Here is a 24,359-nt window from a genome sequence, read left to right on the forward strand (position 1 = left end):
TAAAAGGCGATTTTGTTATGGTTTACAAGATGAAATAATTAAAGAAATTGTAATCCATTGCGGAGGAGATCCTTCAAAAATGTATTCTTATTCAGATAGTTAAAAATGTTCCTTACAACCTTAGTTTGAAACTTTGGCAAAGTTGAAATCTACTAATAACATTCTTCTTATTTATATCTTAGTTTTAACTTACCCCCACTTTTCCTCCGCCTTTTGTTCGTTCTTTGTTCGTTCTTTGTTCGTTCTTTGTTCGTTCTTTGTTCGTTCTTTGTTCGTTCTTTGTTCGTTCTTTGTTCGTTCTTTGTTCGTTCTTTGTTCGTTCTTTGTTCGTCTTTTGTTCGTCTTTTGTTCGTCTTTTGTTCGTCTTTTGTTCGTCTTTCCTATAAGCTCTTTATATCTACATTATTTTATTCTCCCGTCCCCATTTGCTAATTGACTCATTTACTAATTTACTAATTTACTAATTTTATCTGTCTGTTGCGCTACGAGCTCACACTTTACCTTTTACCTTTTACCTTTTACCTTTTACCTTTTATCTTTTACCTTCAACAATTGGCATTATAGTATTAATTATGGATATAGTAAATATTTCTTTCTCACCTCCTTAAACTGCTCTATATCCTTTTGCCACGATTGGCGTATTTCGTCTTCGGTCTTCCCTTCGCTGATTTGCTTCTTTAATATCTCATTACCAGCAATCTTATTGAACGATGAAGTAAAGAAAGGTGTTTTCACTCCTTTGCCCTGTTCAAAAGCTTTTTTAAGCCAAGTGAGATTTAGTTTATCCAAACGAGGCGTTTTTCTCAAGTCCTCACCGTAACATAGTTCACCATTAAACTTCGGATTCTTGTCGCCTGCATTAGGGTGTGGCGTAAAGCTAAAAGCCGTCTTATCAAAATAAGGAGAGCCATAAATCTGAAACTGCATATCGGTACCGCGCCCCATACTTACATTTGTCCCTTCAAAAAAACACAAACTTGGGTACAAGTTCACCGATACATCATTAGGTAAGTTAGGCGAAGGTTTTACTGGTAAGCTATAAGACGTTTGATGTGTATAATAGGCAAGAGGAATCACTTTAAGGTCAGCAGTAACGCCTGCTTGCAACCACTTTTCACCATTTATCATCTGAGCGTATTCGCCAATAGTCATTCCATAAACCACGGGCACAGGGTGCATCCCAATAAAACTCTTAAAGGCAGGTTGCAATACCGCTCCATCAATATAATGCGCATTAGGATTCGGACGGTCGAGTACTATTACAGGAATATGCTGTTCAGCACAAGCCTCCATCACATAATGCAAAGTAGAAATATAAGTGTAAAAGCGCACCCCTACATCTTGCAAATCAAAGAGTACAAGGTCTACACCTTTCAGTTGCTCAGCAGTAGGTTTTTTGTTTTTACCATAGAGCGATACAATAGGCAAGCCCGTTTTAGTGTCTTTGCCGTCTTTCACCACTTCACCTGCATCGGCTTCCCCTCTGAATCCGTGTTCAGGAGCAAAAACCTTACTGATAGATACTTTCTTCTTTAATAACGTATCCACCAAATGCACATAATTCCCTTTTTCGGCTTTCACAATTCCAGTCTGATTCGTAACGATAGCTATATTTTTAGCGCGTAAATCCTTAATGTAAAGATACATTCGGTTAGCGCCTACCACCACTTCTTTCGTCTGCTTTTCAGTGTTTTGCACAGAGGCATTACCTTGTGTCTGTCCATTATTTTTGCACGATATAAGCGTACATAAGAAAAAAAGTGTAACTTTGGCACTTCTAAAAGGCATTATTGTTTTGAATGTTGAATATTTCATAGCAAAAAGAGTTATTTTTTCGAAAGGGGACAAAGGTACAATTTCTTCCCCAATTATCAAAATGGCAATAGCTGCCATTGCTGTGGGTATGGTGATGATGCTCATTGCCATTGCTACGGGTATTGGCTTGCAACGCAAGATTAGGGAGAAGTTGGTAGTCTTTCACGGGCACATTCAGATTTTTGATTACAGCAATAATATATCAGAAGTTAGTACCAAACCTATTAAGTTACAACAAGATTTTTACCCTACTTTTTCAGCAGTACCCGAAGTTACCCATATTCAGGCAGTGGCTACCAAAGGTGGTATTATCCGTACTGAAACCACTTATGAGTCGATTCTTGCTAAAGGTGTAGGAAAAGACTACAATTGGTCGCTTATTCGCGACTTTATTACCGAAGGGCACACCCCTAATGTAGCGAGTGAAGAAGTAACCGATGAGGTGCTAATGTCTACCTATTTAGCCAACAGATTGCACCTAAAACTGGGCGACCGTTGCCAAGCTATCTTTTTAAAAGACGAAGCTGCTCAAGCTCCTAACCAACGTAGTTTTAAAATTGTAGGGCTTTACAATAGTGGCTTTCAAGAATTTGATGCGTCGTACGTCTTCACTGATATACGTCATATTCAGAAAATCAATAAATGGCAACCTGACCAAATAGGCAATTTCGAGCTTTTTATCAAAGATTTTGACCGTATAGAAGAAGTAGGCAAACAAGTGTACGGCAAGGTAGGTTCATTCCTCGATTCGCAAACTATCATTCAGAAGTTTCCTTTTATCTTCGAATGGCTTGGTATGTTCGATTTCAATATTTACCTTATCATCGGGATAATGATAGTGGTAGGTGGATTTAATATGATTACGGCTATTCTCGTGCTCATATTGGAGAAAACACCAATGATAGGTACTTTAAAGAGCTTAGGTGCTTCTGACCGCAGTATCCGCAAGATATTTTTGTATAATGCTACCTATATCATAGGCTTGGGACTCTTATGGGGGAATGTTTTGGGATTCTTATTGCTCTGGTTACAACAGCGTTACAGCCTTATCAAGTTAGACCCTGCCACCTATTATGTAACCGAAGTACCGATTGCTTTCACTCCTCTGTGGGTGTTATTGCTCAATATAGGCGTTTTGCTATTGTGCTTGCTGATGCTACTCATTCCTACCTATGTGATTACCAAAATATCACCTACTAAATCTATGAAGTTTGCGTAAATAATTTGAGATAGCGCAAAAGTGAGAGTATAATTATTTAAAATCTTTGTTTTATTCAAAATAAAGAAGTACATTTGCCACAAATTAAAAAATGTGACTATATGAAAAGAAATATTAGTACTTTGGATAAGAATATCCGTTTGCTCATTATCGTTATCACTGCGATATTGGGGTATTTTAACGAGTTTTCTATTACCATTGCTTCCGTGTTATCAGGCGTTTCTATATTGCTTTTGGTAACCATTCTGATTAATTTCTCACCCATTTACGCACTTTTAGGTATCAGTACCTATAAGCCTAAAGAAAAATAATTATTATGACTTCTTTTTTTAACGAAACTCCCTTTGTCTTCCCTTTTAAGAAAAACGAAGTAAAACGTTGGGTGAAACGCGTAGCCCAATCCGAAGGTAAAGAGGCAGGTAATATCAACTATATTTTTTGCGATGATGAGTATTTGCACAAAATAAATGTAGAGTACTTGCAACACGACACCCTTACCGATATCATCACCTTTGATTATTCTGAGGGAAAGGTACTCCATTCGGATATTTATATTTCGGTAGAGCGCGTAAAGGAGAATGCTAACATCTTTAAAGTGCCGTTCCAAAGAGAGCTCCTGCGGGTATTGTCACACGGCTTGTTACACCTCTGCGGTTATAAGGATAAAACACCGGAAGACAGTGCGCTAATGCACAACAAAGAAGAAGAAAAGATGAACCTTTTTACGGTTGTTTAGGAAGAGTAGATTTGAGCTTTATAGTAAAACTCGCTAAATAACCATAAATAAGCAAAAGTAAGGTGCCTATGTAGATACTATTGTCAAAAGCATAAAAATTTACAAATGAGAAAACAACACTCATTCCAAGGAAGATTTTTATCTTCCTTTTTTTATAGGGTATCGGATAGTATTTTTGTCCGTAGTAATACGAAATAAACATCATCGCCCCATAGGTAATAAGTGTTGCTAAAGCCGCTCCTTTATAACTGAGCCAAGGAATAAGTGCAAAGTTAAACACTACTGTGATAGCCATTCCTATCAAGGATACGATAGCCCCGAAGCTGGTGCGGTCGGTGACTTTGTACCATACCGAAAGACTATGGTAAATACCTAAACATAGGTTAGCTAACAAGATAATAGGCACTATCCAAAGAGCTTCCCAATAGGCTTTGTTAGGTATCAAAATAAGTTTAAAAACATCGGTGAACACGGTAATAAAGAGCAAAATAAAGCCTCCACACACAATGAAGTATTCGGTGATACGAGCATAGGTTTTAGGTGCATTCTTATCCTGTGCACTGCTGAAAAAGAAAGGTTCTATGCCAAGTTTATAAGCAGTGACAAAAAGGTTCATAAATACCCCCATTTTGTAACAAGCTGAGTAGATACCTATAGTTCCATCGGCAGTATCAGCGGGAAGGAGCATACGCAAGAACACTCGGTCAAAACCTTCATTTACCGCAAAAGCAATACCTGCCAATAATACAGGGAAAGCATAAACCATCATCTCTTTCCAAAGTCGATAATCAAAATGGAAATGTATTTTGAAATAGATAGGCAGTAAGACAATGAAAGTCGCTAAACTCGCTATTACGTTGGCTAAAAAGATATAATATACACCACCGTTGGTAGCAAGAGCTTCATCAGGTAAATAGTTCAGGTAGTAAATGTTCAGAGCTAAATTCACTGCTGTATTCCCTATTTTAACAATAGCATAAAGTTTGGCTTTGCCTTTGTTCCTGAGCCACGCAAACGGAATCACCACTAAGGCATCAAGTACTAATATATAAATGGCAAAGACAATATACTGTACATCGTAGTTCAGCCAGGAGGCAATAAAGTGTCGCAATAAGTAAGCAATCAGCAGGAAAAACAAAGAGCTGACTGTAAGAGAAGTAAGCGCGGTAGATTGTACCTTCTTCTTCTGTTCGCCTTTGTTCATAAAACGGAAGAAAGCTGTTTCCATACCGTATGATAGCAGTACGTTCCCCAAAATAAGATAGACAAACAACCCTGAATAAATACCAAAATCGGCAGTATCGAGTTTATTCACGTACAACCTTGTGAGCAATAGGGTAAGCACACGAGGGAGTACAGTAGCAATGCCGTAGATAATGGTATCTTTAAAAAGTTTTTTCAACATAAGGCGTTTTTATTATCCAAATAGTTCTTGTATTGCATCTTCTATTTTGGCAACTTTTACAATCCTAATTTTAGTATTTTTAAGGGCTATTTTGTTATATTTTGATACAAAAATGGTGTTGAAGCCTAATTTCTCAGCTTCAGTAATGCGTTGCTCTACGCGTTGTACAGGGCGTATTTCACCGCCTAATCCTACTTCGCCGGCAAAACAGACGTCCTTTTCAATCGCTATATCTTCGTTAGAAGATAAGATAGCCATCGCCACTCCTAAGTCAGTGGCGGGGTCGTCGATAGTAATGCCTCCGGTAATATTAAGGAAGACGTCCTTAGCTCCTAAGCGGAATCCTGCGCGTTTCTCAAGCACTGCCAAAAGCATATTGAGGCGTTTGGCATTGAAGCCCGTAGTACTGCGTTGTGGTGTTCCATATACCGCTGTACTTACGAGTGCTTGTATTTCAATCATCAGCGGACGCATACCTTCCAAAGTGGCAGCTATGGAGGTACCGCTAATCGTCTCATCGGTTTTGGAAATGAGAATCTCCGAAGGATTATTTACCTCACGCAATCCGTTGCTAAGCATTTCGTAAATACCCAATTCGGAAGTAGAGCCAAAGCGGTTTTTCAGTGAACGCAAGATACGGTACACGTGGTTGCGATCGCCTTCAAACTGCAGAACGGTATCGACCATATGCTCTAATATCTTAGGCCCCGCTATTTGTCCGTCCTTAGTGATATGCCCAATGAGTATTACAGGAGTGTGAGTAGTTTTAGCAAACTTAATCAGTTCGGAGGCACATTCCCTAATTTGAGAAATACTCCCCGCCGAAGCCTCAATATAATCGGATTGTAGGGTTTGAATAGAGTCGATAATCACGATTTCGGGTAAGAGTTCTTTTATCTGCTGAAAGATATTTTGCGTCTTAATTTCAGTGAGGATAAAGCAATTATCGAGCTTATGCGGAATGCGGTCGGCGCGCATTTTTATCTGTTTCTCACTTTCCTCCCCCGATACGTAGAGCGTACGATAAGGCAAGTTAAGAGCTATTTGCAACAATAGCGTACTCTTGCCTATCCCTGGTTCACCTCCTAAAAGAGTAACCGACCCCGGTACAATTCCCCCACCCAAAACGTTATTCAATTCGTGGTTGTTGCTGTTGAGGCGCGCCTCCTGTTGTGTATCGATTTGCGAAATAGAGATATACTTAGGAGCTTTACTCTTGATAGGTGATTCTTTCTCTTGCCAAGCAGGAGCAGTGTCTTTCTGTACGACTTCTTCCACAATGGTATTCCACTGCTTGCAGACGTAACACTGTCCTTGCCATTTGCTATATTGTGCTCCGCAATTCTGACAGAAATATGCTGTTTTTAGTTTTGCCATTTTTTAGGAGATTAGATGTTAGGAGGCACGAGCTACAAGCTCACGCCAGCATAGATTAGGTTTTAGCGTTAGATTATTTGGAAAAGCAAATTATCTATTGTTCATCGTTAATTGCAAAAGGTATTGCCCGTATTGGTTTTTGAGCATTGGTTTTGCTAACTCTTGCAACTTTTCAGCAGTAATCCAACCCTTGCGATAGGCTATTTCTTCCAAACAAGAGATTTTGAGTCCTTGACGTTTCTCTAAGGTTTCTACGAAGTTTGATGCTTCGCTAAGCGAATCGTGGGTGCCGGTATCAAGCCACGCAAAACCGCGCCCTAAGAGTTGTACTTTTAATTCGCCGTCGTTTAGAAACTCTTGATTCACCGTAGTAATCTCCAATTCACCTCGTGCTGAGGGTTTGATACTTTTGGCTACTTTCACTACTTTATTGGGGTAAAAATAGAGTCCTACTACCGCATAGTTAGATTTAGGCTGTGTGGGTTTTTCTTCAATGCTAAGCACATTGCCCTCGGTGTCAAATTCAGCTACCCCATAACGTTCAGGGTCTTTTACGTAATAACCAAAGACAGTAGCTTTGCGTTCTTTCTTTACATTCTCTACCGCTTGAGCGAGCATTTTCGAGAAACTCTGTCCGTAGAAAATATTATCTCCTAATACCAGGCATACATCGTCATCGCCTATAAACTCTTCGCCTATGATAAAAGCTTGAGCTAAACCATCGGGACTGGGTTGCTCGGCATAGCTAAGGCGAATACCGAAGTCGGAACCGTCACCTAAGAGGCGCTCAAAACCTGGTAAGTCCTGAGGAGTAGAAATTACCAATATCTCGCGAATACCCGAAAGCATCAGCACTGATAATGGGTAGTAAATCATTGGTTTATCGTAAATAGGGAGTAATTGTTTAGAAACTCCCTTAGTAATGGGGTAAAGGCGTGTACCTGAACCGCCTGCTAATATAATTCCTTTCATCGGTTGTTAGTTTTCTAGACGTTAGTAATTACTATAACTTTCATATTATATTGAGCATTGCCCAAAGTTGTTATACGACAAGCTATCAAAAAAACTTTGGCAAAGGTACAGTATTTATTTGAAATTAGCAAATGTGTTATTAATACCACAATGCCAATTGTTGAAGGTAAAAGATAAAAGATAAAAGGTAAAAGGTAAAGTGTGAGCTCGTAGCGCAACAGACAGATAAAATTAGTAAATTAGTAAATGAGTCAATTAGCAAATGGGGACGGGAGAATAAAATAATGTAGATATAAAGAGCTTATAGGAAAGACGAACAATGAACGAACAAAAGACGGTGCGAGCCGCACGGGCAGATAATGAAAAGACGAACAAAAGACGAACAAAAGACGAACAAAAGACGAACAAAAGACGAACAAAGAACGAACAAAGAACGAAGAAAAGACGAAGAAAAGACGAACAATGAACGAACAATGAACGAACAAAAGACGGTGCGAGCCGCACGGGCAGATAATGAAAAGACGAACAAAAGACGAACAAAAGACGAACAAAAGACGAACAAAAGACGAACAAAGAACGAACAAAGAACGAACAAAAGACGAACAAAAGACGAACAAAAGACGAACAAAAGACGAACAAAGAACGAACAAAGAACGAACAAAAGACGAAGAAAAGACGAACAATGAACGAACAATGAACGAACAAATGAAGAAGAAAAAATGAAGGTAAGTTAAAGCTAAGATAGAAATAAAAAGAGGGTTATTAGTAGATTTCAACTTTGGCAAATTTTGAAACTTTGGCAAAGTTCGTACATATAAACGAATAAATGACGGTGCGAGCCACACGGCAGATAAACAATGAACAAAGGAAAAGTAGAGACAAGGTGGTGAAAAAGCGGAGAGCAAACGGAGGAAAATGACTGGAAAAATAAATTAGAAAATAATTTTGGGTAAATGAAAATAAATTCCTATCTTTGCCAAATTAACACATAAATAAGATTAAAGATTATGAAGAAATTACTAGCCTTAATAGCTTTTTTATGGGTAATGACTGCCTGTGAAAAATCAGGGGAAGATACGCCCCAAAATACGCAAACTCAAATACCTTATGATTGGGATTTTTATTTGAAGCCTTCTCGGTTATATGCAGTAAAAAATGAAAAAAATGCCGAGTTGAAAAAACTGTATTACCAAGTATATGGTACGCCCTGCGGAGATTGGTATGATGGAATTAACCCAAACAGTAAGGATAGCGACCTCTATCTAAAGAATTTTGTTGAAGGAGCTGAACACGCTCGCAAAACGCCTATTGTGGTGATTTACGGTATCCCCAATCGCGATTGTGGGTCGTTCTCAGGAGGCGGACACCCTAATGCTGCTTCTTACAGAGCGTGGATAGATCGTGTAAGTGCCATTATTGGACAACGCCGTGCAGTAGTAATTATAGAACCAGATGCCATTAACTACTGCGGACATAAAAAGGGCTCGGCTGAATACAAAGAACGCGCTGATTTGCTTACTTATTGTGCAAGAAAGCTAAAAGAGAATAACCCTAATGTAGCGAGCTATATTCACGCTGGGAATTCTGATTTGGTCACAAAACACCCTGAAGCTGTTGCCAATGCCATTATAGATGGAGGCTTACAATATATGCGTGGTTTCGCACTGAATGTTTCGGGCTTAGGAGGCACTGCTGAAGAACAAGCAGGAGCCGAGAAATTTGTAACTTACTTAGCTTCTAAAGGTTTTGACAAAGTGCGTTACGTGATTGACACAGGGCGCAGTGGTATCAATAGACCTAAACACCAAAATGCAAATGCTCCTTATAACTCTTGTAATAACTTTAATGCAGCTTTAGGCCCGCGTAGCACTACCAAAACCACAGGTGCACACGCCGATGCTTATTTGTGGATTAACGGAGGAGGTGGCTCTGACGGTGAATGTAATATGGGAGCCCCAAAAGCGGGAAAGCCTTATCCTGAATATACGAGACACTTGGTGCAAAACGCTATGAGAGTGAAAAGTATAGAGATTTTGGAAGTACCTCAAAACTTAAAATAGTCGTAGCACGACAAGCAATTATAAAATAACCTTTATCATTGCAAAAATAAGAATAATACAGATAAATAAGATTAAAGATTATGAATAAATTACTATCCTTAGTAGCTTTTTTATGGGTAATGACCGCCTGTGAAAAATCAGGGGAAGAGAGCGACCCCTCTACACAGACTCCAACAACGCAAACCTCTACTACACAAACTCCTACTACTCAGACCCCTACTACACCTCCTATTACGCCTCCGGTTACTCCTCCTATTCCACCTAACCCACCACAAGGTAAAAAGCCGGTAGCTTATGACTGGGATTTTTACTTGGAGCCTTCTCGGTTAAATACAGTAAAAAATGAAAAAAATGCCGAGTTGAAAAAGCTGTATTACCAAGTGTATGGTACGCCCTGCGGAGGTTGGTATGACGGCGGTGTTAGTCCTGGTAGTGGTGGTAAAGAGAAAAATGACCGTTGGCTTAAAAACTTCGTTGAGGGAGCAGAACGCGCTCGCAAAACACCTATTGTGGTGCTTTACGGTATCCCCAATCGTGATTGTGGGTCGTTTTCAAAAGGTGGACATCCTAATGCTACTTCTTACAAAGAGTGGATAGACCGCGTAAGTGCCATTATTGGACAACGCCGGGCGGTGGTTATTATTGAGCCTGATGCCATTAACTACTGCGGTCACCCAAGAGGCTCAGCTAAATACAATGAGCGTGCTGAACTGCTTAGTTACGCCGCTGAAAAACTAAATAAGAACAACCCTAATGTAGCGAGTTATATTCACGCTGGGAATTCTGTTTTGGTTACAAAAGACCCTGAAGCTGTTGCCAATGCTATTATAGATGGAGGTTTAAAATATATGCGTGGTTTCGCACTGAATGTTTCGGGCTTAGGAGGCACTGCCGAAGAACAAGCAGGAGCAGAAAGATTTGTAACTTACTTAGCTTCTAAAGGTTTTAAAGATGTGCATTACGTGATTGACACAGGGCGCAGTGGTATCAATAGACCTAAACACCAGAATGCACACCCTCCTTATAACTCTTGCAATAACTTTAATGCAGCTTTAGGCCCACGTAGCACTACCAAAACCACAGGTGCACACGCCGATGCTTATTTGTGGATTAACGGAGGAGGTGGCTCTGACGGTGAATGTAATATGGGAGCTCCCGCAGCGGGACTTCCTTATCCTGAATATACGAGACACTTGGTGCAAAACGCTATGAGAGTAAAAAGTATAGAGATTTTGGAAGTGCCTCAAAACTTAAAATAGTCGTAGCACGACAAGCAATTAGAAACTTTGGCAAAGTGTGTGAAGAGTCGTAGCACGACAGAAGAGACATTTTATTTACATTGCCATTGGAAGTCTTCGACTTTAGATTGCATTTCGGGGCGGTACTCATAGTGCCACCATTCTGAGAAAATAGATTTAAAGTTATATTTGTTGAGTACATCCTTCAACAACTTACGATTCTCAAGTACCTTTTTAGGGAGGGTCGTGCAAGTGTGATGTGCTTTTTTACCAAAGAAATCAAAAGGAGTACCCATATCTAATTCCTTGCCTTGTGCATCTACAAGGGTAAGATCGACAGCAGCCCCGCGATTGTGTTTAGAACCTTTCGCGGGGTTTGCTACGTAGTGGGTACCTGGAAGTATCTTCCACATCTTTTTCTGTACCGAAAGCGGTCGGTAGCAGTCGAACAATTTAATGCGGTATCCCAACGATTTAAACTCTTCATTAGCTTTGACCAAAGCCTTTGCAGTACTCTTGCGGAGATAACACTCACCACAATCATATACTGCTTGTTTGAGGAAATTATCGGGGGTGGCGTATTTCATATCGAATACAAAGTCATTAGAAAGGCTTCTGAGAAGCACAAAATCATTCTGCTGCGCTAAAAGTGAGGACACTGATAATAATGTAAAAAGTTGTAAGAGGTATTTCATAAGAGTGATTTTCGGCAAAAGTACAAAAAAACTTAAAAAAGGCTTGCTATATGTAACAAATTTACTACTTTTGTGCTATGATTCAGAAAACAGTACAAATACTCAACAAACGGGCAAAATTTGAATATGAAATCCTCGACAAATACACGGCGGGGATTGTACTTGTGGGTACCGAGATAAAGTCTATACGAATGGGAAAAGCCTCGATAGCTGAGAGTTTTTGCGAGTTTAACGATAAAGGAGAGCTTTTCGTAATTAACTCTACCATTGAAGCATATGACTTTGGCACCTATTACAACCACCGCCCCAAAAGCGAACGCAAACTGCTTTTGCAGAAAAAAGAACTACGCAAACTCAATAAAGAAGTGAAAAATAGCGGGCTTACTATTGTACCTCTCAAACTCTTTATTAACGAAAAGGGATTGGCTAAAATGGATATAGCCTTAGTACGCGGTAAGAAATTGTACGATAAACGCGAAACTATTAAAGACCGTGATAACAAGAGAAACTTGGATAGGCTGATGAAGAAATAATGGTTAATGATTAATGGTTAATGGTTAGCATAGAGAGCTTACCATTATCATTAGTTGCTAACTACTAAAAAGAAGTCCTTCTCTACGTTCCTTTCTAACAAGGAGAGGGGCAAACTGTGAATTAATTATTAACAATTAATCATTAGATAAGTGTATAGAGATTTTAAAGAACTCCCCGATGATGCCCGTGTGTGGGTATACCAATGCAACCGTAGCTTTACAGAAGATGAGCAAAAGCAACTGCATACACAATTAGAAGAATTTATAAACCACTGGATGGTGCACGGCAAGGATTTGCTATCATCATTTGAATTGCGCTATAACCGATTTATAGTTATAGGAGCATTACCCGATGCCCACGGTGTAGGAGGCTGTTCTCTTGATGCTTTAGCGCACTTTATTCAAGAGCTTGAAGCCCAATACAACGTTACATTGCTTGACCGTATGAATGTGAGTTACCGTCAAGGTGAACACATCGCCTATAAAAACCTTGCCGATTTCAAGAAGATGGCAAAAGAAAAAGCAGTATCGGCACAAACTATAGTGTTCAACAATTTGGTGAATACTAAAATAGAATACGAAGAGAATTGGGAAGTGCCTTTGGAAGACAGCTGGCACAACCGGTTTTTATAGCGCGAGTTGTACAGGCAATAGAAGAAGTATGAACTTTGCCAAAGTCTGAAACTTTGGCAAAGTGTAGCGACGCAAATGCGATTTTAAGACTTTTCGGACAGCCTTTTTTATTGTTAATATATTTGTCCTCTTAGTAAGTCTTCGAAGGTTTCTGCCTTTCTGATAAGTTTAGCTTCCCCATTCTGCCACAATACTTCTGCTGGACGCAAGCGTGAATTGTAGTTGCTCGCCATAGTGTAGCAATAGGCACCTGCATTGTGAAAACACAATATATCGCCCTCAGTAATCTCAGCTATTTGTCGGTTGGAGGCAAAAGTATCGGTCTCGCATATATACCCGACTACTGAATAGAAACGCTTCTTACCTTCGGGGTTAGAAATGTTTTCGATATAATGATTAGCCCCGTAGAGCATTGGTCGGATAAGATGATTGAAACCGGAGTCGATGCCTGCAAATACGGTAGAAGTGGTTTGCTTTACTACATTCACCTTTACTAAAAAGTAGCCTGCTTCACTTACCAAAAACTTACCAGGCTCGAAAGCTAATGTAAGGTTGCGACCGTACTCCTTGCAGAAATCAGCAAAGCGACTGCTGAGACGTTCGCCCAACTCTTCTATATTGGTTTGTATATCTCCCTCCTTATAAGGCACTTTAAAGCCACTGCCAAAGTCGATAAATTGTAAATCCTTAAAGTGTTTAGCGGTTTCAAAGAGTATTTCGGCAGCGTAAAGGAACACATCAATATCTAAAATATCACTACCTGTGTGCATATGAATACCGTTGATGTGCATCTTTGTATTCTGGACGATGCGCAAGATATGCGGTATTTGATGAATGCTAATACCAAACTTACTATCGATATGTCCTACCGAAATATTGCTATTACCGCCTGCCATCACGTGTGGATTGATACGAATACACACGGGTATCTCAGGGTGTTGTGTGCCAAACTGCTCCAAGAACGAAAGATTATCGATGTTGAGCTGTACTCCTAAGCGCATAGCCTCCTCAATTTCGTCCATTGAGACACCATTAGGCGTAAAAATAATTTGCTGAGGGTCAAAACCTGCCAGCAATCCCAACTGTACTTCCTGAATAGAAACGGTATCAAGACCAGCACCCAAGTCCTTCATCAATTTCAAGATAGAGATATTAGAAAGAGCTTTCATTGCATAGTTGATGCGCAACTTAGGTACTGAGGCAAAGGCATTGGTAAGTCGGTTATATTGAGAAGCAATCTTCTGGGCATCATATACATATACAGGGCTACCGTAAGTGTGTGCTATGTTTAGTAAATCGTTTATTTTCATTGAATATACTGTTGTTTAAATGATTATAGGGCACAAAAGTACAAATAATTAGCAAAATGGCAAATTTGAGAATTAGCAAATGGGGGCGGGAGAATAAAATAATGTAGATGAAAGCCTTATTTAATGATTAATGGTTAATGATTAATGATTAATGATTAATGATTAATGGTTAATGGTTAATGGTTAATTTAAAAGAAGCTTATAGGAAAGACGAACGAATGACGAACAAATGACGAATAAATGACGAATAAAAGACGAACAAAAGACGAACAATGAACGAACAATGAACGAACAAAAGACGAACAAAAGACGAACAAATGACGGTGCGAGCCACACGGGCAAATGAACAAATGACGAACAATGAACGAAGATAAGATAAAGCTAAGGTGGAAATAAGAAGAAGGTTGTTAGTAGAATTCATACTTCAACGGCGAAGGGTATATGAAGACGGGGTTGTTTTATGTGTAAAAAGCAGTAGTTTTCAGATATATAAATAATAATCTCAACTTGATTAAACACCTGGTATACAATATATAATAAATTAGTATACACAAAAACAATCTGAAAAAAGAGAAAAAAGTTTTGCTGTTTCAAAAAATAGTTATATCTTTGCGCCCTGAATATAAATAACACATTAATAAATAGAGAAAAAAATGGCAAGAGTTTGTGACTTAACAGGCAAAAAAGCATTGGTGGGCAATAACGTGTCACACGCAATGAACAAAACAAAACGTAAATTCAATGTAAACCTCCGTACAAAACGTTTCTTCATTCCAGAAGAGAATCGTTGGATTACCCTAAAAGTATCGGCAACTGCAATTAAAACTATCGACAAGAAAGGTATCTATGCAGTGCTTAAAGAAGTAGAACGTAACGGATATATTAACTAATTTAAAAGAATACTAAAATGGCTAAAAAAGGAAATAGAATTCAGGTTATTTTGGAGTGCACTGAGCACAAAGAGTCTGGTTTACCAGGAACTTCACGTTACATCACTACCAAAAACAAAAAAAATACTCCAGATAGATTAGAGCTTAAGAAGTTCAACCCTATCCTCAAGAAAGTAACTGTTCATAAAGAAATTAAATAATTAAAACATTATGGCAAAGAAAACAGTAGCAACCTTACAAGGTAAATCTAAGAAGCATACTAAAGCTATCAAAATGGTGAAATCACCTAAAACAGGTGCTTATACTTTCGTAGAAAGCGTAATGGCTCCTGAGCTTGTTGATGAATTTTTGAAGAAGAAATAATTAAATTTTCTCTATTTTTATCATATTTAAAAAAGCTGTCGTGAGACGGCTTTTTTGCATATATAAACTTTTTTACTACCTTTGCACTTATATCCTAAAATATACAATAAGCTATGGCATTGCAATTTCTGAAAAATATCTTTTCAAAAGAAAAGAAAGAAACCTTAGATAAAGGCTTAGAGAAATCTAAAAACAGCTTTTTTGACCGCTTAGGAAAGGCTCTCGTTGGGAAATCGAAAGTAGATGAAGAGGTGCTCGATGACCTTGAAGAAGTGCTTATTGCCAGCGACGTAGGGGTGAATACTACTCTTAAAATCATTGACCGTATAGAGGCTCGTGTGGCTAAAGACAAGTACTTAAATACTTCTGAACTGAATACTATCCTTCGTGAAGAAATAGCAGGACTTCTATCAGAAACTCATACAGGAGAAGCAACAGACTTTACTTTACCTACTGACAAAAAGCCTTATGTGATGATGGTTGTAGGGGTAAACGGGGCTGGAAAGACCACTACTATCGGCAAGCTAGCAAGTCAGTTTACTAAAAAAGGCTTGAAAGTAGTATTAGGTGCTGCTGATACTTTCCGCGCCGCTGCGATTGACCAGCTACAAGTGTGGGCAGACCGTACCGGAGTGCCAATGATTAAACAGCAGTTAGGTAGCGACCCTGCTTCAGTAGCCTATGATACCCTTAGTTCGGCGGTAAAACAAAATGCTGATGTAGTAATTATTGATACGGCAGGACGCTTGCACAACAAAATCAATCTAATGAACGAGCTTTCTAAAATCAAGCGCGTGATGCAAAAAGTGATTCCTGATGCTCCTCACGAAGTGCTGTTAGTACTCGATGGTTCTACTGGACAAAATGCCTTTGAGCAAGCTAAAGAATTTACCAAAGCCACTGAAGTAACCGCTTTGGCTGTTACTAAATTAGACGGTACCGCCAAGGGGGGGGTGGTAATAGGCATCTCTGACCAATTTCAGATTCCTGTAAAATACATAGGAGTAGGAGAAGGTATAGACGACTTACAAATTTTTAACAAATATGAGTTCGTAGATTCTTTCTTTAAAGAATAACAACTTCAAAACTAAAATGAGTAATTGATTAACATTGTACTAAAAGCGAACCTTTATTGTATCGGTCATCGCATAAGCTTGACAGGTAAGAATATAGCCTTGCGATACTTCTTCTTCGCTGAGGGTTTCATTCTTCGCCATTTTGGCTTCTCCTTCCTCTACCCTACCGATACAGCTACTACACACGCCGTTCAGGCAAGAGTAAGGTGCATCGTAGCCACGTAAGAGTGCCGAACTGAGAAGTGTTTGGTTGCGCGCACTCTCAAAGCTGTGCGTCTGTCCGTTAAGTTCAAGAGTAATGGCGACATTGCCTTGTAGAGTGCTGTAATCTATCTCAGCTGGCGATGCCTCAAAAAGCTCTGTAAAAATGCGGTCTTTGTCTATCCCTCTTAACAAGAGTATCTCACGGAGGTTTTTCACCAATTCCGTAGGACCACAAGCATAGTAACGCCCCCAGTTAAGATCTTTGTATTTAGCAAAAATCTCGTTTACTATTCTATCGTTGATACGCCCTGTATAGTGGTCGCCCCAAGGTTCTTGACTAAAGGTATAATGCACCAAAAAACGGTCGGGATATTGCGCTTTTAAAGCCTCAATTTCATCAAAAAACAAAGCCTCCTCTTTAGACTTATTGCCATAGACAAATACTACCTTGATATTCGTTTTAGACAAGGCTGTTTTAGCAATGCTCATCATAGGGGTTACGCCACTTCCTGCCGAGAAGAGCATAATATCGCGGTTGTCAAAGATGTCGTAGAAGAATACGAAAGAACCCTTAGGCGGCATCACTTCTAATACATCACCTGCTTTGAGTTGGGTCGTCGCATAGGTAGAGAACACACCATTAGGCACGCGCTTTACGGCTACGCTCAGTTCATCTTCGTTCACTCCAGAGCAAATAGAATAAGCACGACGCACCTTTTCTCCTCCAATCGTTTGCTGGAGAGTAAGGTATTCGCCAGCTTCAAAGTGAAATACTTTCTTCAATAACTCAGGTACTTCAAAGGTAATCATTACCGATGAAGTAGTAAGTTGTGTGATTTTAGATATGGTTAGTTCGTAAAATCGATTCATTTGTACATTTCATTCAAGCCAAAATAGCCAGAGGTAGAAGTACCAAGCTTCTCAAAGTAAAAAGTTTCTTTCGACGCTGATCGCGAAGCTCTTCCGGCAACATTCCCTGTAATCTCTTGTAAAGTGCGAGCCAAAAGAGGTTCAGTTTCGTCGCCTAATACCCCTAAATCATTTACAATCTCACTAATCTGGATATTAGATTCTAAGCCATTTACGTAATCACCCACACCTTTAGCATTTTCTATCTTCATCACCAAAGGTTGCATCGCCCATTTGTGCTTAGGGTTTTTAACTTTTCGTTGCTTATCGGTAAAGTCGTAAACAGTCACCGAGCCTTGGTTCTTACCCATTGTGGTTTCACCTATCTGCACTACATCTATGTAGGCTTTAAGACCATTGATAACCAATTCACTGGCTGAAGCTGTCCCGTCCGAAGTAATTACGTACACTTTATTAAGGCGCAAACTATTGATAGCCACCTGCCGACTGCCTTTTACCATATTAGACGTAAAATACTCTCTTTCATTCCCTCTAAAAGGTTGCAACTTGCTATTCCATTTTTCTATCGCAAACACCTGACCGTTAAACTGACCTGTAATCATCGATGCTAAGTAAGTAGCCGAATCGACACTTCCTCCTCCATTGTAGCGCAAATCAAGAATTAAGTCAGTAGCACCCTGTGCTTTAAAATCTGCAAAGGCATCGTTCAGTGCCTCATCAAAATCAGCTGTAAAGGCATTGTACATCAGGTAAGCTATTTTCTTTCCTCCCTTGTTGAATACTTTATGAATAAGTACAGGGTTTTCTGGCGTTTGAGCTTGGTGCAAAGTAAACGATTTTTCAGTAGGAGTTGCTTTGCCATTTACAATTCTATAGGTTGAAAACGAAATAGTAGCCGTATTTTGCAACAGTTGAAGATAATTAGAACGGTTAAGTGATTGCCCGTTGATAGTGGTTATCAAATCCCCCCGTTGCAAACCTTGTTGTTCTGCCTCCGATTTAGGCACTACATAACGCACTACAGCATAAACTCTAGTTTTTGTTTCGTCTACAAAACCAAAAGCGTAGTTTATACCCACACTGGCAGTAATCCCCTTGAATTGATTTTCAAGCTCAGTGTAATCATCTGTTATATAACTAAAACGGTCTATTTCTTCATATCTATTAAGTAACCCTTTATAGAAAAGGTCTTCAGGATTGCTAAAACTCTTTAAGAATTGAGTATAACTCTTATTTTTATCAGCTTTGGTATCAGATAGAGAACCAAAACGGTTGTTTTGCAAATTAGGCACATCGGCTTGCCACAAATAATACGTGTTAAGTCCCTTCCAAATAAAATCGCGTACGCGCAAATCGGTATCGTTACCGGTATAGTCAGAGCCCGTAAAAGACACCTCATTGCCATTAGTAACAGGTTCTTTAGCACAAGATAACAAGCTGATAGCTATGAATATAGAGATAAACAAGTGTTTCATATTGAAAATAATTTTCCACAAAAGTAATACTTTTTTTATATTTGCACAAATTTTGTACCAGATAAGAAGTAAAACTAAATACCGATGCGTGAAGTGTGAAAAACAAAATTTTCTGTTTTACAGCATAAAAAGTAGCTCTTTTTTTCAACTAAAATAGAAGATTTCTTCGGTTTTCATACGCTTATTGTTCGTTCATCGTTCGTCATTCGTTCATTTGCCCGTGTGGCTCGCACCGTCATTTGTTCGTCATTTGTTCGTCATTTGTTCGTCATTTGTTCGTCATTTGTTCGTCTTTTGTTCGTCTTTTGTTCGTCATTTGTTCGTCTTTTGTTCGTCTTTTGTTCGTCTTTTGTTCGTCTTTTGTTCGTCTTTTCATTATCTGCCTGTCGTGCTACGACTGTCCGTGTGGCTCACATTGCTTGCCGTGCTACGACCTCGCACTTTACCTTTTACTTTTTATCTTTTACCTAAATAAAATGTCAGATATTATAAAATTACTCCCCGATCACGTAGCCAACCAGATAGCAGCTGGCGAAGTGATTCAGCGTCCCGCCTCAGCAGTCAAAGAGCTGATGGAGAATGCTATCGATGCCGGTGCTACCGAAATAAAACTGCTCATCAAAGACGCAGGCAAAACCCTCGTGCAGGTGATTGATAACGGTGTAGGAATGAGTACTACCGATGCGCGTATGGCTTTCGAGCGTCACGCCACCTCCAAAATACAAAAAGCAGAAGACCTTTTCCATTTGCAAACTAAAGGTTTCCGCGGGGAAGCCCTTGCCTCCATAGTGGCAATTGCGCACGTAGAGATGCAAACCAAGCGCCCAGAGGACGAGTTGGGTACCGAAATACACATCGAAGGCAGTAAGATTACGCGCCAAGAGCCCTGCGTATGCCCTACCGGTACAAGCATTGCGATGAAGAACCTCTTTTTCAACATTCCAGCGCGTCGCAACTTTCTAAAATCGGATACGGTGGAGTTCCGCCATATACTCGATGAGTTTCACCGTGTTGCCTTGGCACATCCTGCCATTCATTTCTTTTTGTACAACAATGGCAACGAGCTGTTCAACCTGCCAGCTACCAATTTCCGCCAGCGTATCGTACATCTTTTTGGAAGCAAAACCAATGAAAAGTTAGTACCTATCATCGCCGAAGACACGCCTTTGGTGCAAATCAGCGGATTTATCGTAAAACCTGAGTATTTAGCAAAGACTAAAAACTTGCAGTTTTTGATGGTCAATCATAGGTTTGTGAAAAATCAATACCTCAACCACGCAATTGCTTCGGCTTACGAAGGTCTTATCCACACCGACCAGAAGGCGGAGTATTTCATCAGTTTGGAAGTAGACCCCACAACTATCGACATCAATATTCACCCTACGAAAACCGAAATTAAGTTTGAAGAAGAGCATAGTATTTATGCCCTACTGAAGTCGGCAGTAAAACACAGTTTGGGTCAGTTTAATATTGCTCCTACGCTCGATTTTAGCAAAGACCCTACTTTCGATATTCCTTATAACTACAAGGATAAAACCCCAGAGTTTCCTAAGATAGAAGTAGACCCCAATTTCAACCCATTTAAAGAAGAATATGTAAGCCGAAGCAGTGGAAGCGATAGCCATAGTAATTTCGGCTCTTACAGCAAAAAAGCACCTACGTGGGAGAGTTTGTACACGGGCATTGAATCTTCCATCAATACCTCAACTCCTGAAACTATCGTGAGTTCGCTCTTTGAAACCGAACCTACACGAAGCCAAGGTAAGAAAATCATTGCTTTGGCAAAGAAGTACCTTATAACTACTTTGGAAGGAGAGCTTATTATCATCAATATCAACAGGGCGCACCAACGCATCTTGTACGAAGATTTTATGAAGCATCTGGAATCCACACATAGTGCAAGTCAGCAACTGATGTTCCCCTACGAACTGCCTTTTGCACCTCACGAATTGGAAGTGATTGCACAACTGCGCGAGCTCTTTGAGTGCAGTGGCTTTATGTTTACCATAGAAACCGACAAGATTGTAGTAAGTGGGATTCCTCTGCACCTTACCGATAGTGAGATTCCTAATATTTTCAACGAACTCTTGCAACAGCATATCGAGGCATTACCCTCTACCGAAAACACTCAGAAAGAAGCCTTTGCTAAAGCTTTATGCAAGAGCTTAGCTGTAAAAACCGGACAAGTACTCAGTGAGGAAGAACAAGAAACTTTGATAAATAATTTGTTTAGTTGTGAAGAAGTATTAATTTCGCCTTTTGGAAAGCGAATTTATTACAACCTTTCAGTAAATGAAATAGAAAACCTATTTTAAATGCGAGTCGGATAGGCAATACAAGCATTATGAACATTGCTAATTAACCAATCTCTAATAACTAATAACTAAAGACTAAAATGGACAGAATATCTAAAACAGTACTACATCTGATTATTATCAATACGATAGTATTAATACTTACCGCATTGAATGAAAAAGGACTATTTTTACCTCAAATAAATATAGTCGGTACTTTTGCCTTACACCATTTTGAAACTCCTTCTTTTCACTGGTGGCAATATATCAGCTATATGTTTATGCACGCTGATTTTACACACCTGCTCTTTAATATGTACGCCTTATGGGCTTTCGGGACACCTTTAGAAAACATATGGGGGCGCAATAAGTTTCTATTCTTCTATTTCTCTTGTGGCGTAGGAGCAGCTTTGCTTCATACGGGAGTAAATTACTACTATGTACATCAAGCTGTCAATGCTTTAGCGGAAGCTGGTGTGCCTGCTAATGAAGTTTTAGAAATTATTGCAGAAGGTAAATACAATCCTAATTGGGGCAATATCATCAATCACAGCACCTTCCAAAGTATGTATGATGTACTTAGATCTACTACCGTAGGTGCTTCAGGTGCTATTTATGGTATATTAGTAGCTTTTGGAATGTTCTTCCCCGATGCCAAACTGATGTTGTTCTTTATCCCCTACCCTATAGCGGCTCGTTATTTTATCCCTTTACTCGTAGCCTTAGACTTAATAATGGGATTTGTAGGAGGAATTACTATTTTCGGTGGTAATATCGCTCATTTTGCACACGTAGGAGGGGCTCTCATAGGCTTCCTAATTATGTTGTACTGGAAAAAGCACAACTTTGATAAGAATAGATGGGACAGAAGATTGTAAAGAGCCTTTAAGTAGAATCCTATTTTTTAATAACAAATGATATGCAAAATATTCAAATTCCAGAAAACTGGACTGTCTATATCGGCAGATTAGAAGATAACCCCGCTGTATTCCGCCTCAATTTAGGATTAGAGGAAATTGCTCCTATCACCCAATACCCTCAAAGCGTACGCCTTACTTTTGAGCTAAAAGAACCTGATGAAAACGGTTTTTCAAATAACCGAGAACGTAACTTCCTCTATACGATAGAAGATGAAGAAATAATGCCTTTGCTTAATGAAAGTGATATCTTAGCGGGTATTGTCACTTATCAAGGCACTATCACGTGGTATTTTTATACCGAAAATACTTCTGATTTAGAAAAACGCTTGCAATCAGTAGTAACCAAACACCCTGATTATAGTACTCAAATCAAAACTACTGACGATACTGATTGGAAGATTTACTTTGAGTTTCTTTTCCCTAATATCTACGAAATGCAAAGCATTCACAATAGTAATTTGCAAGAACATTGTGAAGAAGCAGGCGACCACACCGACCAAGAACGCCCTATTGAACACTGGTTGTATTTCCAAACTGAAAAGGATATGAATAGTGCTATTACAAAAGCTGAAACCTTAGGTTTTTCAGTATATAACAGGGGTAAAATAGAGCCCGAAGAGGGTGAAAACCCTAATGAAGATTTAGGTTACCGCCTTATCCTCACCAAAGTAAATACCGTAGACAACATCGACCCCGATACGTGGGATTTGATAGACCTCGCTCTCGATACTCACGGCGAATACGACGGATGGGAAACAGTTTTAGTTAAGTAAAAATAATTAACCATTTATCATTAAACATTAATCATTATTTTGAACTTAGAAAGTAAAAAAACAATTGTAGAGAAAAGTGCTAAAGACCTCTTTGCACTCTTAGAAAATGTAGCTAATTTTGAACGACTGATGCCCGATAATATTAGTAAGTTCCAAATGCTCAGCGAGCAGTCTTTTGTGTTTGCTTTAAAAGGAATGCCTGAAATTTCTTTAGAAAAGAAAAGTAGTACCCCCAGCAGTCAGTTGGTATTAGGTGAAGCAAAAGGTAAGATTCCTTTTCAGCTTACTGCCAATATTACCGAAGTATCGAACAATGAGAGTGAGGTACAACTACTCTTCGAGGGCAACTTCAACCCCGTAATGGCAATGATGGTAAAGACACCTATCAGTAAGTTTATGGAGACCTTAGTAACCAAAATGAAAGAATTATAATGACTGGAAATAGTATAGGTACACTCTTTAGGCTCACTACCTTTGGCGAATCGCACGGCGAAGCCTTAGGAGGAATTATAGACGGCTGTCCACCTAATATAACCTTAGATTTTGAAGCCATACAGCACGAACTCGACCGTCGGAAACCAGGGCAGTCAGCTATTGTTACGCAACGCAAAGAGGGCGACAAGGTACGCTTCCTTTCGGGTATTTTAGACGGCAAAACTACGGGTACACCGATTGGTTTTATTATTGAAAATGAAAATCAGCATTCAGCTGACTATACCCATATAGCCGAGGTATACCGCCCCAGCCACGCCGATTATGTTTATCAACAGAAATACGGTATACGTGACTATCGTGGAGGCGGTCGCTCGTCAGCGCGTGAAACAGCTTGTCGGGTAGTAGCAGGAGCTATTGCAAAACAGATACTGAAAGGAGTACAAATTACCGCTTATGTATCAAGTGTAGGTGAGCTTACCCTTACCAAACCCTATACCGAACTCAATTTGGCAATAGCCGAAACTAATGCCGTACGCTGTCCCGAACCTACCTTAGCGGAACAAATGGAAGCCTACATCAAAGCCATTCGTAAGGAGGGTGACACCGTAGGCGGGGTAGTAAGTTGTGTAGTAAAAGGAGTACCCGTAGGTTTAGGTGAACCTGTATTCGATAAGCTCCACGCACAGCTTGGCAAAGCGATGCTCTCTATCAATGCGGTTAAAGGCTTTGAATACGGCAGTGGTTTTGCAGGTACTGCAATGCGCGGTAGTCAGCACAACGACCTTTTTAACCCTGATGGCACTACCCAAACCAACTATTCAGGCGGGATACAAGGCGGTATCAGCAACGGTATGGATATTTATTTTAGAGTAGCTTTCAAGCCCGTAGCTACTCTTATGCAAGAGCAACCCGCACTCGATACACACGGCAACATCGTAACAATGCAAGGTAAAGGCAGACACGACCCTTGTGTAGTACCTCGTGCAGTACCTATTGTCGAGGCTATGACTGCAATCATATTATTAGATTTTTGGTTGATTAGTCGTCAAAAAAACTAATGACTAAA

Annotated in this window: 25 protein-coding genes; 17 read left to right on the forward strand and 8 right to left on the reverse strand. The window is 39.6% G+C overall.

The window, feature by feature from the left end; genetic code table 11:
- Nucleotides 1–570: 570 nt before the first annotated feature.
- A complete protein-coding gene (locus ACSQ7D_RS09105) occupies nt 571–1,893 on the reverse strand; it encodes an exo-beta-N-acetylmuramidase NamZ family protein (RefSeq protein ID WP_437136076.1) in 1,323 nt (440 codons plus the stop codon).
- Between ACSQ7D_RS09105 and ACSQ7D_RS09110 the strand changes: the two genes are divergently transcribed.
- From ACSQ7D_RS09110 to ybeY, 3 genes are all read left to right on the forward strand, one after another.
- The gene (locus ACSQ7D_RS09110; protein WP_437136023.1) at nt 1,877–3,034 is read left to right on the forward strand and encodes an ABC transporter permease; all 1,158 of its coding nucleotides are present in this window, start codon (nt 1,877–1,879) and stop codon (nt 3,032–3,034) included. The two genes, ACSQ7D_RS09105 and ACSQ7D_RS09110, sit on opposite strands and share 17 nt — an antisense overlap.
- 101 nt (nt 3,035–3,135) lie before the next feature.
- The gene (locus tag ACSQ7D_RS09115) at nt 3,136–3,345 is read left to right on the forward strand and encodes a YgaP family membrane protein (RefSeq protein WP_002672528.1); all 210 of its coding nucleotides are present in this window, start codon (nt 3,136–3,138) and stop codon (nt 3,343–3,345) included.
- Nucleotides 3,346–3,350: 5 nt separating this feature from the next.
- Nucleotides 3,351–3,770 carry an rRNA maturation RNase YbeY gene (ybeY, locus tag ACSQ7D_RS09120; RefSeq protein ID WP_437136024.1) on the forward strand — a complete coding sequence of 140 codons (420 nt, stop codon included), beginning with the start codon at nt 3,351–3,353 and terminating at the stop codon, nt 3,768–3,770.
- On the opposite strand, the gene ACSQ7D_RS09125 is transcribed toward ybeY, so the two are convergent.
- The 3 genes from ACSQ7D_RS09125 to rfbA form a co-directional block, all read right to left on the reverse strand.
- A complete protein-coding gene (locus tag ACSQ7D_RS09125) occupies nt 3,757–5,175 on the reverse strand; it encodes a lipopolysaccharide biosynthesis protein (RefSeq protein WP_437136025.1) in 1,419 nt (472 codons plus the stop codon). The two genes, ybeY and ACSQ7D_RS09125, sit on opposite strands and share 14 nt — an antisense overlap.
- A 12-nt stretch (nt 5,176–5,187) precedes the next feature.
- Nucleotides 5,188–6,552 (reverse strand): DNA repair protein RadA, encoded by a 1,365-nt coding sequence (gene radA, locus ACSQ7D_RS09130; protein ID WP_437136026.1) that lies wholly within the window; start codon nt 6,550–6,552, stop codon nt 5,188–5,190.
- Nucleotides 6,553–6,642: 90 nt separating this feature from the next.
- Nucleotides 6,643–7,524 carry a glucose-1-phosphate thymidylyltransferase RfbA gene (gene rfbA, locus ACSQ7D_RS09135; RefSeq protein WP_178976643.1) on the reverse strand — a complete coding sequence of 294 codons (882 nt, stop codon included), beginning with the start codon at nt 7,522–7,524 and terminating at the stop codon, nt 6,643–6,645.
- A 359-nt stretch (nt 7,525–7,883) separates the two neighbouring features.
- Here rfbA and ACSQ7D_RS09140 point away from each other — a divergent pair, with 359 nt between their 5' ends.
- From ACSQ7D_RS09140 to ACSQ7D_RS09150, 3 genes are all read left to right on the forward strand, one after another.
- A complete protein-coding gene (locus ACSQ7D_RS09140; protein WP_437136027.1) occupies nt 7,884–8,210 on the forward strand; it encodes a hypothetical protein in 327 nt (108 codons plus the stop codon).
- Nucleotides 8,211–8,531: 321 nt separating this feature from the next.
- Nucleotides 8,532–9,584, forward strand: a complete 1,053-nt coding sequence (locus tag ACSQ7D_RS09145) for a glycoside hydrolase family 6 protein (RefSeq protein ID WP_009417331.1) — start codon at nt 8,532–8,534, stop codon at nt 9,582–9,584.
- Between the two features lie 80 nt (nt 9,585–9,664).
- Complete coding sequence (locus ACSQ7D_RS09150) at nt 9,665–10,843, forward strand: glycoside hydrolase family 6 protein (protein ID WP_437136028.1); 1,179 nt, start codon at nt 9,665–9,667, stop codon at nt 10,841–10,843.
- Nucleotides 10,844–10,914: 71 nt separating this feature from the next.
- Here ACSQ7D_RS09150 and ACSQ7D_RS09155 read toward each other — a convergent pair whose 3' ends face one another.
- Nucleotides 10,915–11,517 (reverse strand): M15 family metallopeptidase, encoded by a 603-nt coding sequence (locus tag ACSQ7D_RS09155; protein ID WP_009421329.1) that lies wholly within the window; start codon nt 11,515–11,517, stop codon nt 10,915–10,917.
- 77 nt (nt 11,518–11,594) lie between these two features.
- Here ACSQ7D_RS09155 and smpB point away from each other — a divergent pair, with 77 nt between their 5' ends.
- Nucleotides 11,595–12,050: an SsrA-binding protein SmpB gene (smpB, locus tag ACSQ7D_RS09160; RefSeq protein ID WP_009410605.1), complete on the forward strand. Its 456-nt coding sequence runs from the start codon at nt 11,595–11,597 to the stop codon at nt 12,048–12,050.
- A 150-nt stretch (nt 12,051–12,200) separates the two neighbouring features.
- Nucleotides 12,201–12,683 carry an ABC transporter ATPase gene (locus ACSQ7D_RS09165; RefSeq protein WP_437136029.1) on the forward strand — a complete coding sequence of 161 codons (483 nt, stop codon included), beginning with the start codon at nt 12,201–12,203 and terminating at the stop codon, nt 12,681–12,683.
- Nucleotides 12,684–12,796: 113 nt separating this feature from the next.
- On the opposite strand, the gene lysA is transcribed toward ACSQ7D_RS09165, so the two are convergent.
- Nucleotides 12,797–13,993, reverse strand: coding sequence for a diaminopimelate decarboxylase (gene lysA / locus ACSQ7D_RS09170; protein ID WP_181830846.1), 1,197 nt, complete (start codon nt 13,991–13,993; stop codon nt 12,797–12,799).
- Between the two features lie 653 nt (nt 13,994–14,646).
- Between lysA and rpmB the strand changes: the two genes are divergently transcribed.
- From rpmB to ftsY, 4 genes are all read left to right on the forward strand, one after another.
- A complete protein-coding gene (gene rpmB / locus ACSQ7D_RS09175) occupies nt 14,647–14,883 on the forward strand; it encodes a 50S ribosomal protein L28 (protein ID WP_002672544.1) in 237 nt (78 codons plus the stop codon).
- Between the two features lie 17 nt (nt 14,884–14,900).
- On the forward strand, nt 14,901–15,083 hold the full coding sequence (gene rpmG, locus ACSQ7D_RS09180) for a 50S ribosomal protein L33 (protein WP_002672545.1): 183 nt from the start codon (nt 14,901–14,903) through the stop codon (nt 15,081–15,083).
- Between the two features lie 10 nt (nt 15,084–15,093).
- The gene (locus ACSQ7D_RS09185) at nt 15,094–15,246 is read left to right on the forward strand and encodes a DUF4295 domain-containing protein (protein WP_002672546.1); all 153 of its coding nucleotides are present in this window, start codon (nt 15,094–15,096) and stop codon (nt 15,244–15,246) included.
- Between the two features lie 113 nt (nt 15,247–15,359).
- Nucleotides 15,360–16,322 (forward strand): signal recognition particle-docking protein FtsY, encoded by a 963-nt coding sequence (ftsY, locus tag ACSQ7D_RS09190; RefSeq protein WP_009417856.1) that lies wholly within the window; start codon nt 15,360–15,362, stop codon nt 16,320–16,322.
- A gap of 39 nt (nt 16,323–16,361) precedes the next feature.
- Here the strand turns inward: ftsY and ACSQ7D_RS09195 are convergent, their stop codons facing one another.
- Together ACSQ7D_RS09195 and ACSQ7D_RS09200 are read right to left on the reverse strand one after the other, a co-directional pair.
- Entirely contained in the window at nt 16,362–17,396 is a 1,035-nt protein-coding gene (locus tag ACSQ7D_RS09195; RefSeq protein WP_437136030.1) for a 2Fe-2S iron-sulfur cluster-binding protein, read from the reverse strand.
- Nucleotides 17,393–18,871, reverse strand: a complete 1,479-nt coding sequence (locus ACSQ7D_RS09200; protein ID WP_437136031.1) for a S41 family peptidase — start codon at nt 18,869–18,871, stop codon at nt 17,393–17,395. The genes ACSQ7D_RS09195 and ACSQ7D_RS09200 overlap by 4 nt, the downstream gene beginning before the upstream one ends.
- A gap of 476 nt (nt 18,872–19,347) precedes the next feature.
- On the opposite strand from ACSQ7D_RS09200, the gene mutL reads away from it, so the two are divergent.
- The 5 genes from mutL (at nt 19,348) to aroC (ending at nt 24,351) form a co-directional block, all read left to right on the forward strand.
- Nucleotides 19,348–21,186 carry a DNA mismatch repair endonuclease MutL gene (gene mutL / locus ACSQ7D_RS09205; RefSeq protein WP_437136032.1) on the forward strand — a complete coding sequence of 613 codons (1,839 nt, stop codon included), beginning with the start codon at nt 19,348–19,350 and terminating at the stop codon, nt 21,184–21,186.
- A gap of 80 nt (nt 21,187–21,266) precedes the next feature.
- Nucleotides 21,267–22,043, forward strand: coding sequence for a rhomboid family intramembrane serine protease (locus ACSQ7D_RS09210; protein WP_015783103.1), 777 nt, complete (start codon nt 21,267–21,269; stop codon nt 22,041–22,043).
- Between the two features lie 41 nt (nt 22,044–22,084).
- Complete coding sequence (locus ACSQ7D_RS09215; RefSeq protein ID WP_437136033.1) at nt 22,085–22,858, forward strand: DUF695 domain-containing protein; 774 nt, start codon at nt 22,085–22,087, stop codon at nt 22,856–22,858.
- Nucleotides 22,859–22,897: 39 nt separating this feature from the next.
- The gene (locus ACSQ7D_RS09220; protein WP_002672562.1) at nt 22,898–23,290 is read left to right on the forward strand and encodes a hypothetical protein; all 393 of its coding nucleotides are present in this window, start codon (nt 22,898–22,900) and stop codon (nt 23,288–23,290) included.
- The gene (aroC, locus tag ACSQ7D_RS09225) at nt 23,290–24,351 is read left to right on the forward strand and encodes a chorismate synthase (protein WP_437136034.1); all 1,062 of its coding nucleotides are present in this window, start codon (nt 23,290–23,292) and stop codon (nt 24,349–24,351) included. Before ACSQ7D_RS09220 ends, aroC begins: the two co-directional genes overlap by 1 nt.
- Nucleotides 24,352–24,359 lie beyond the last annotated feature (8 nt).

This window comes from Capnocytophaga sp. G1920 (assembly GCF_051417515.1).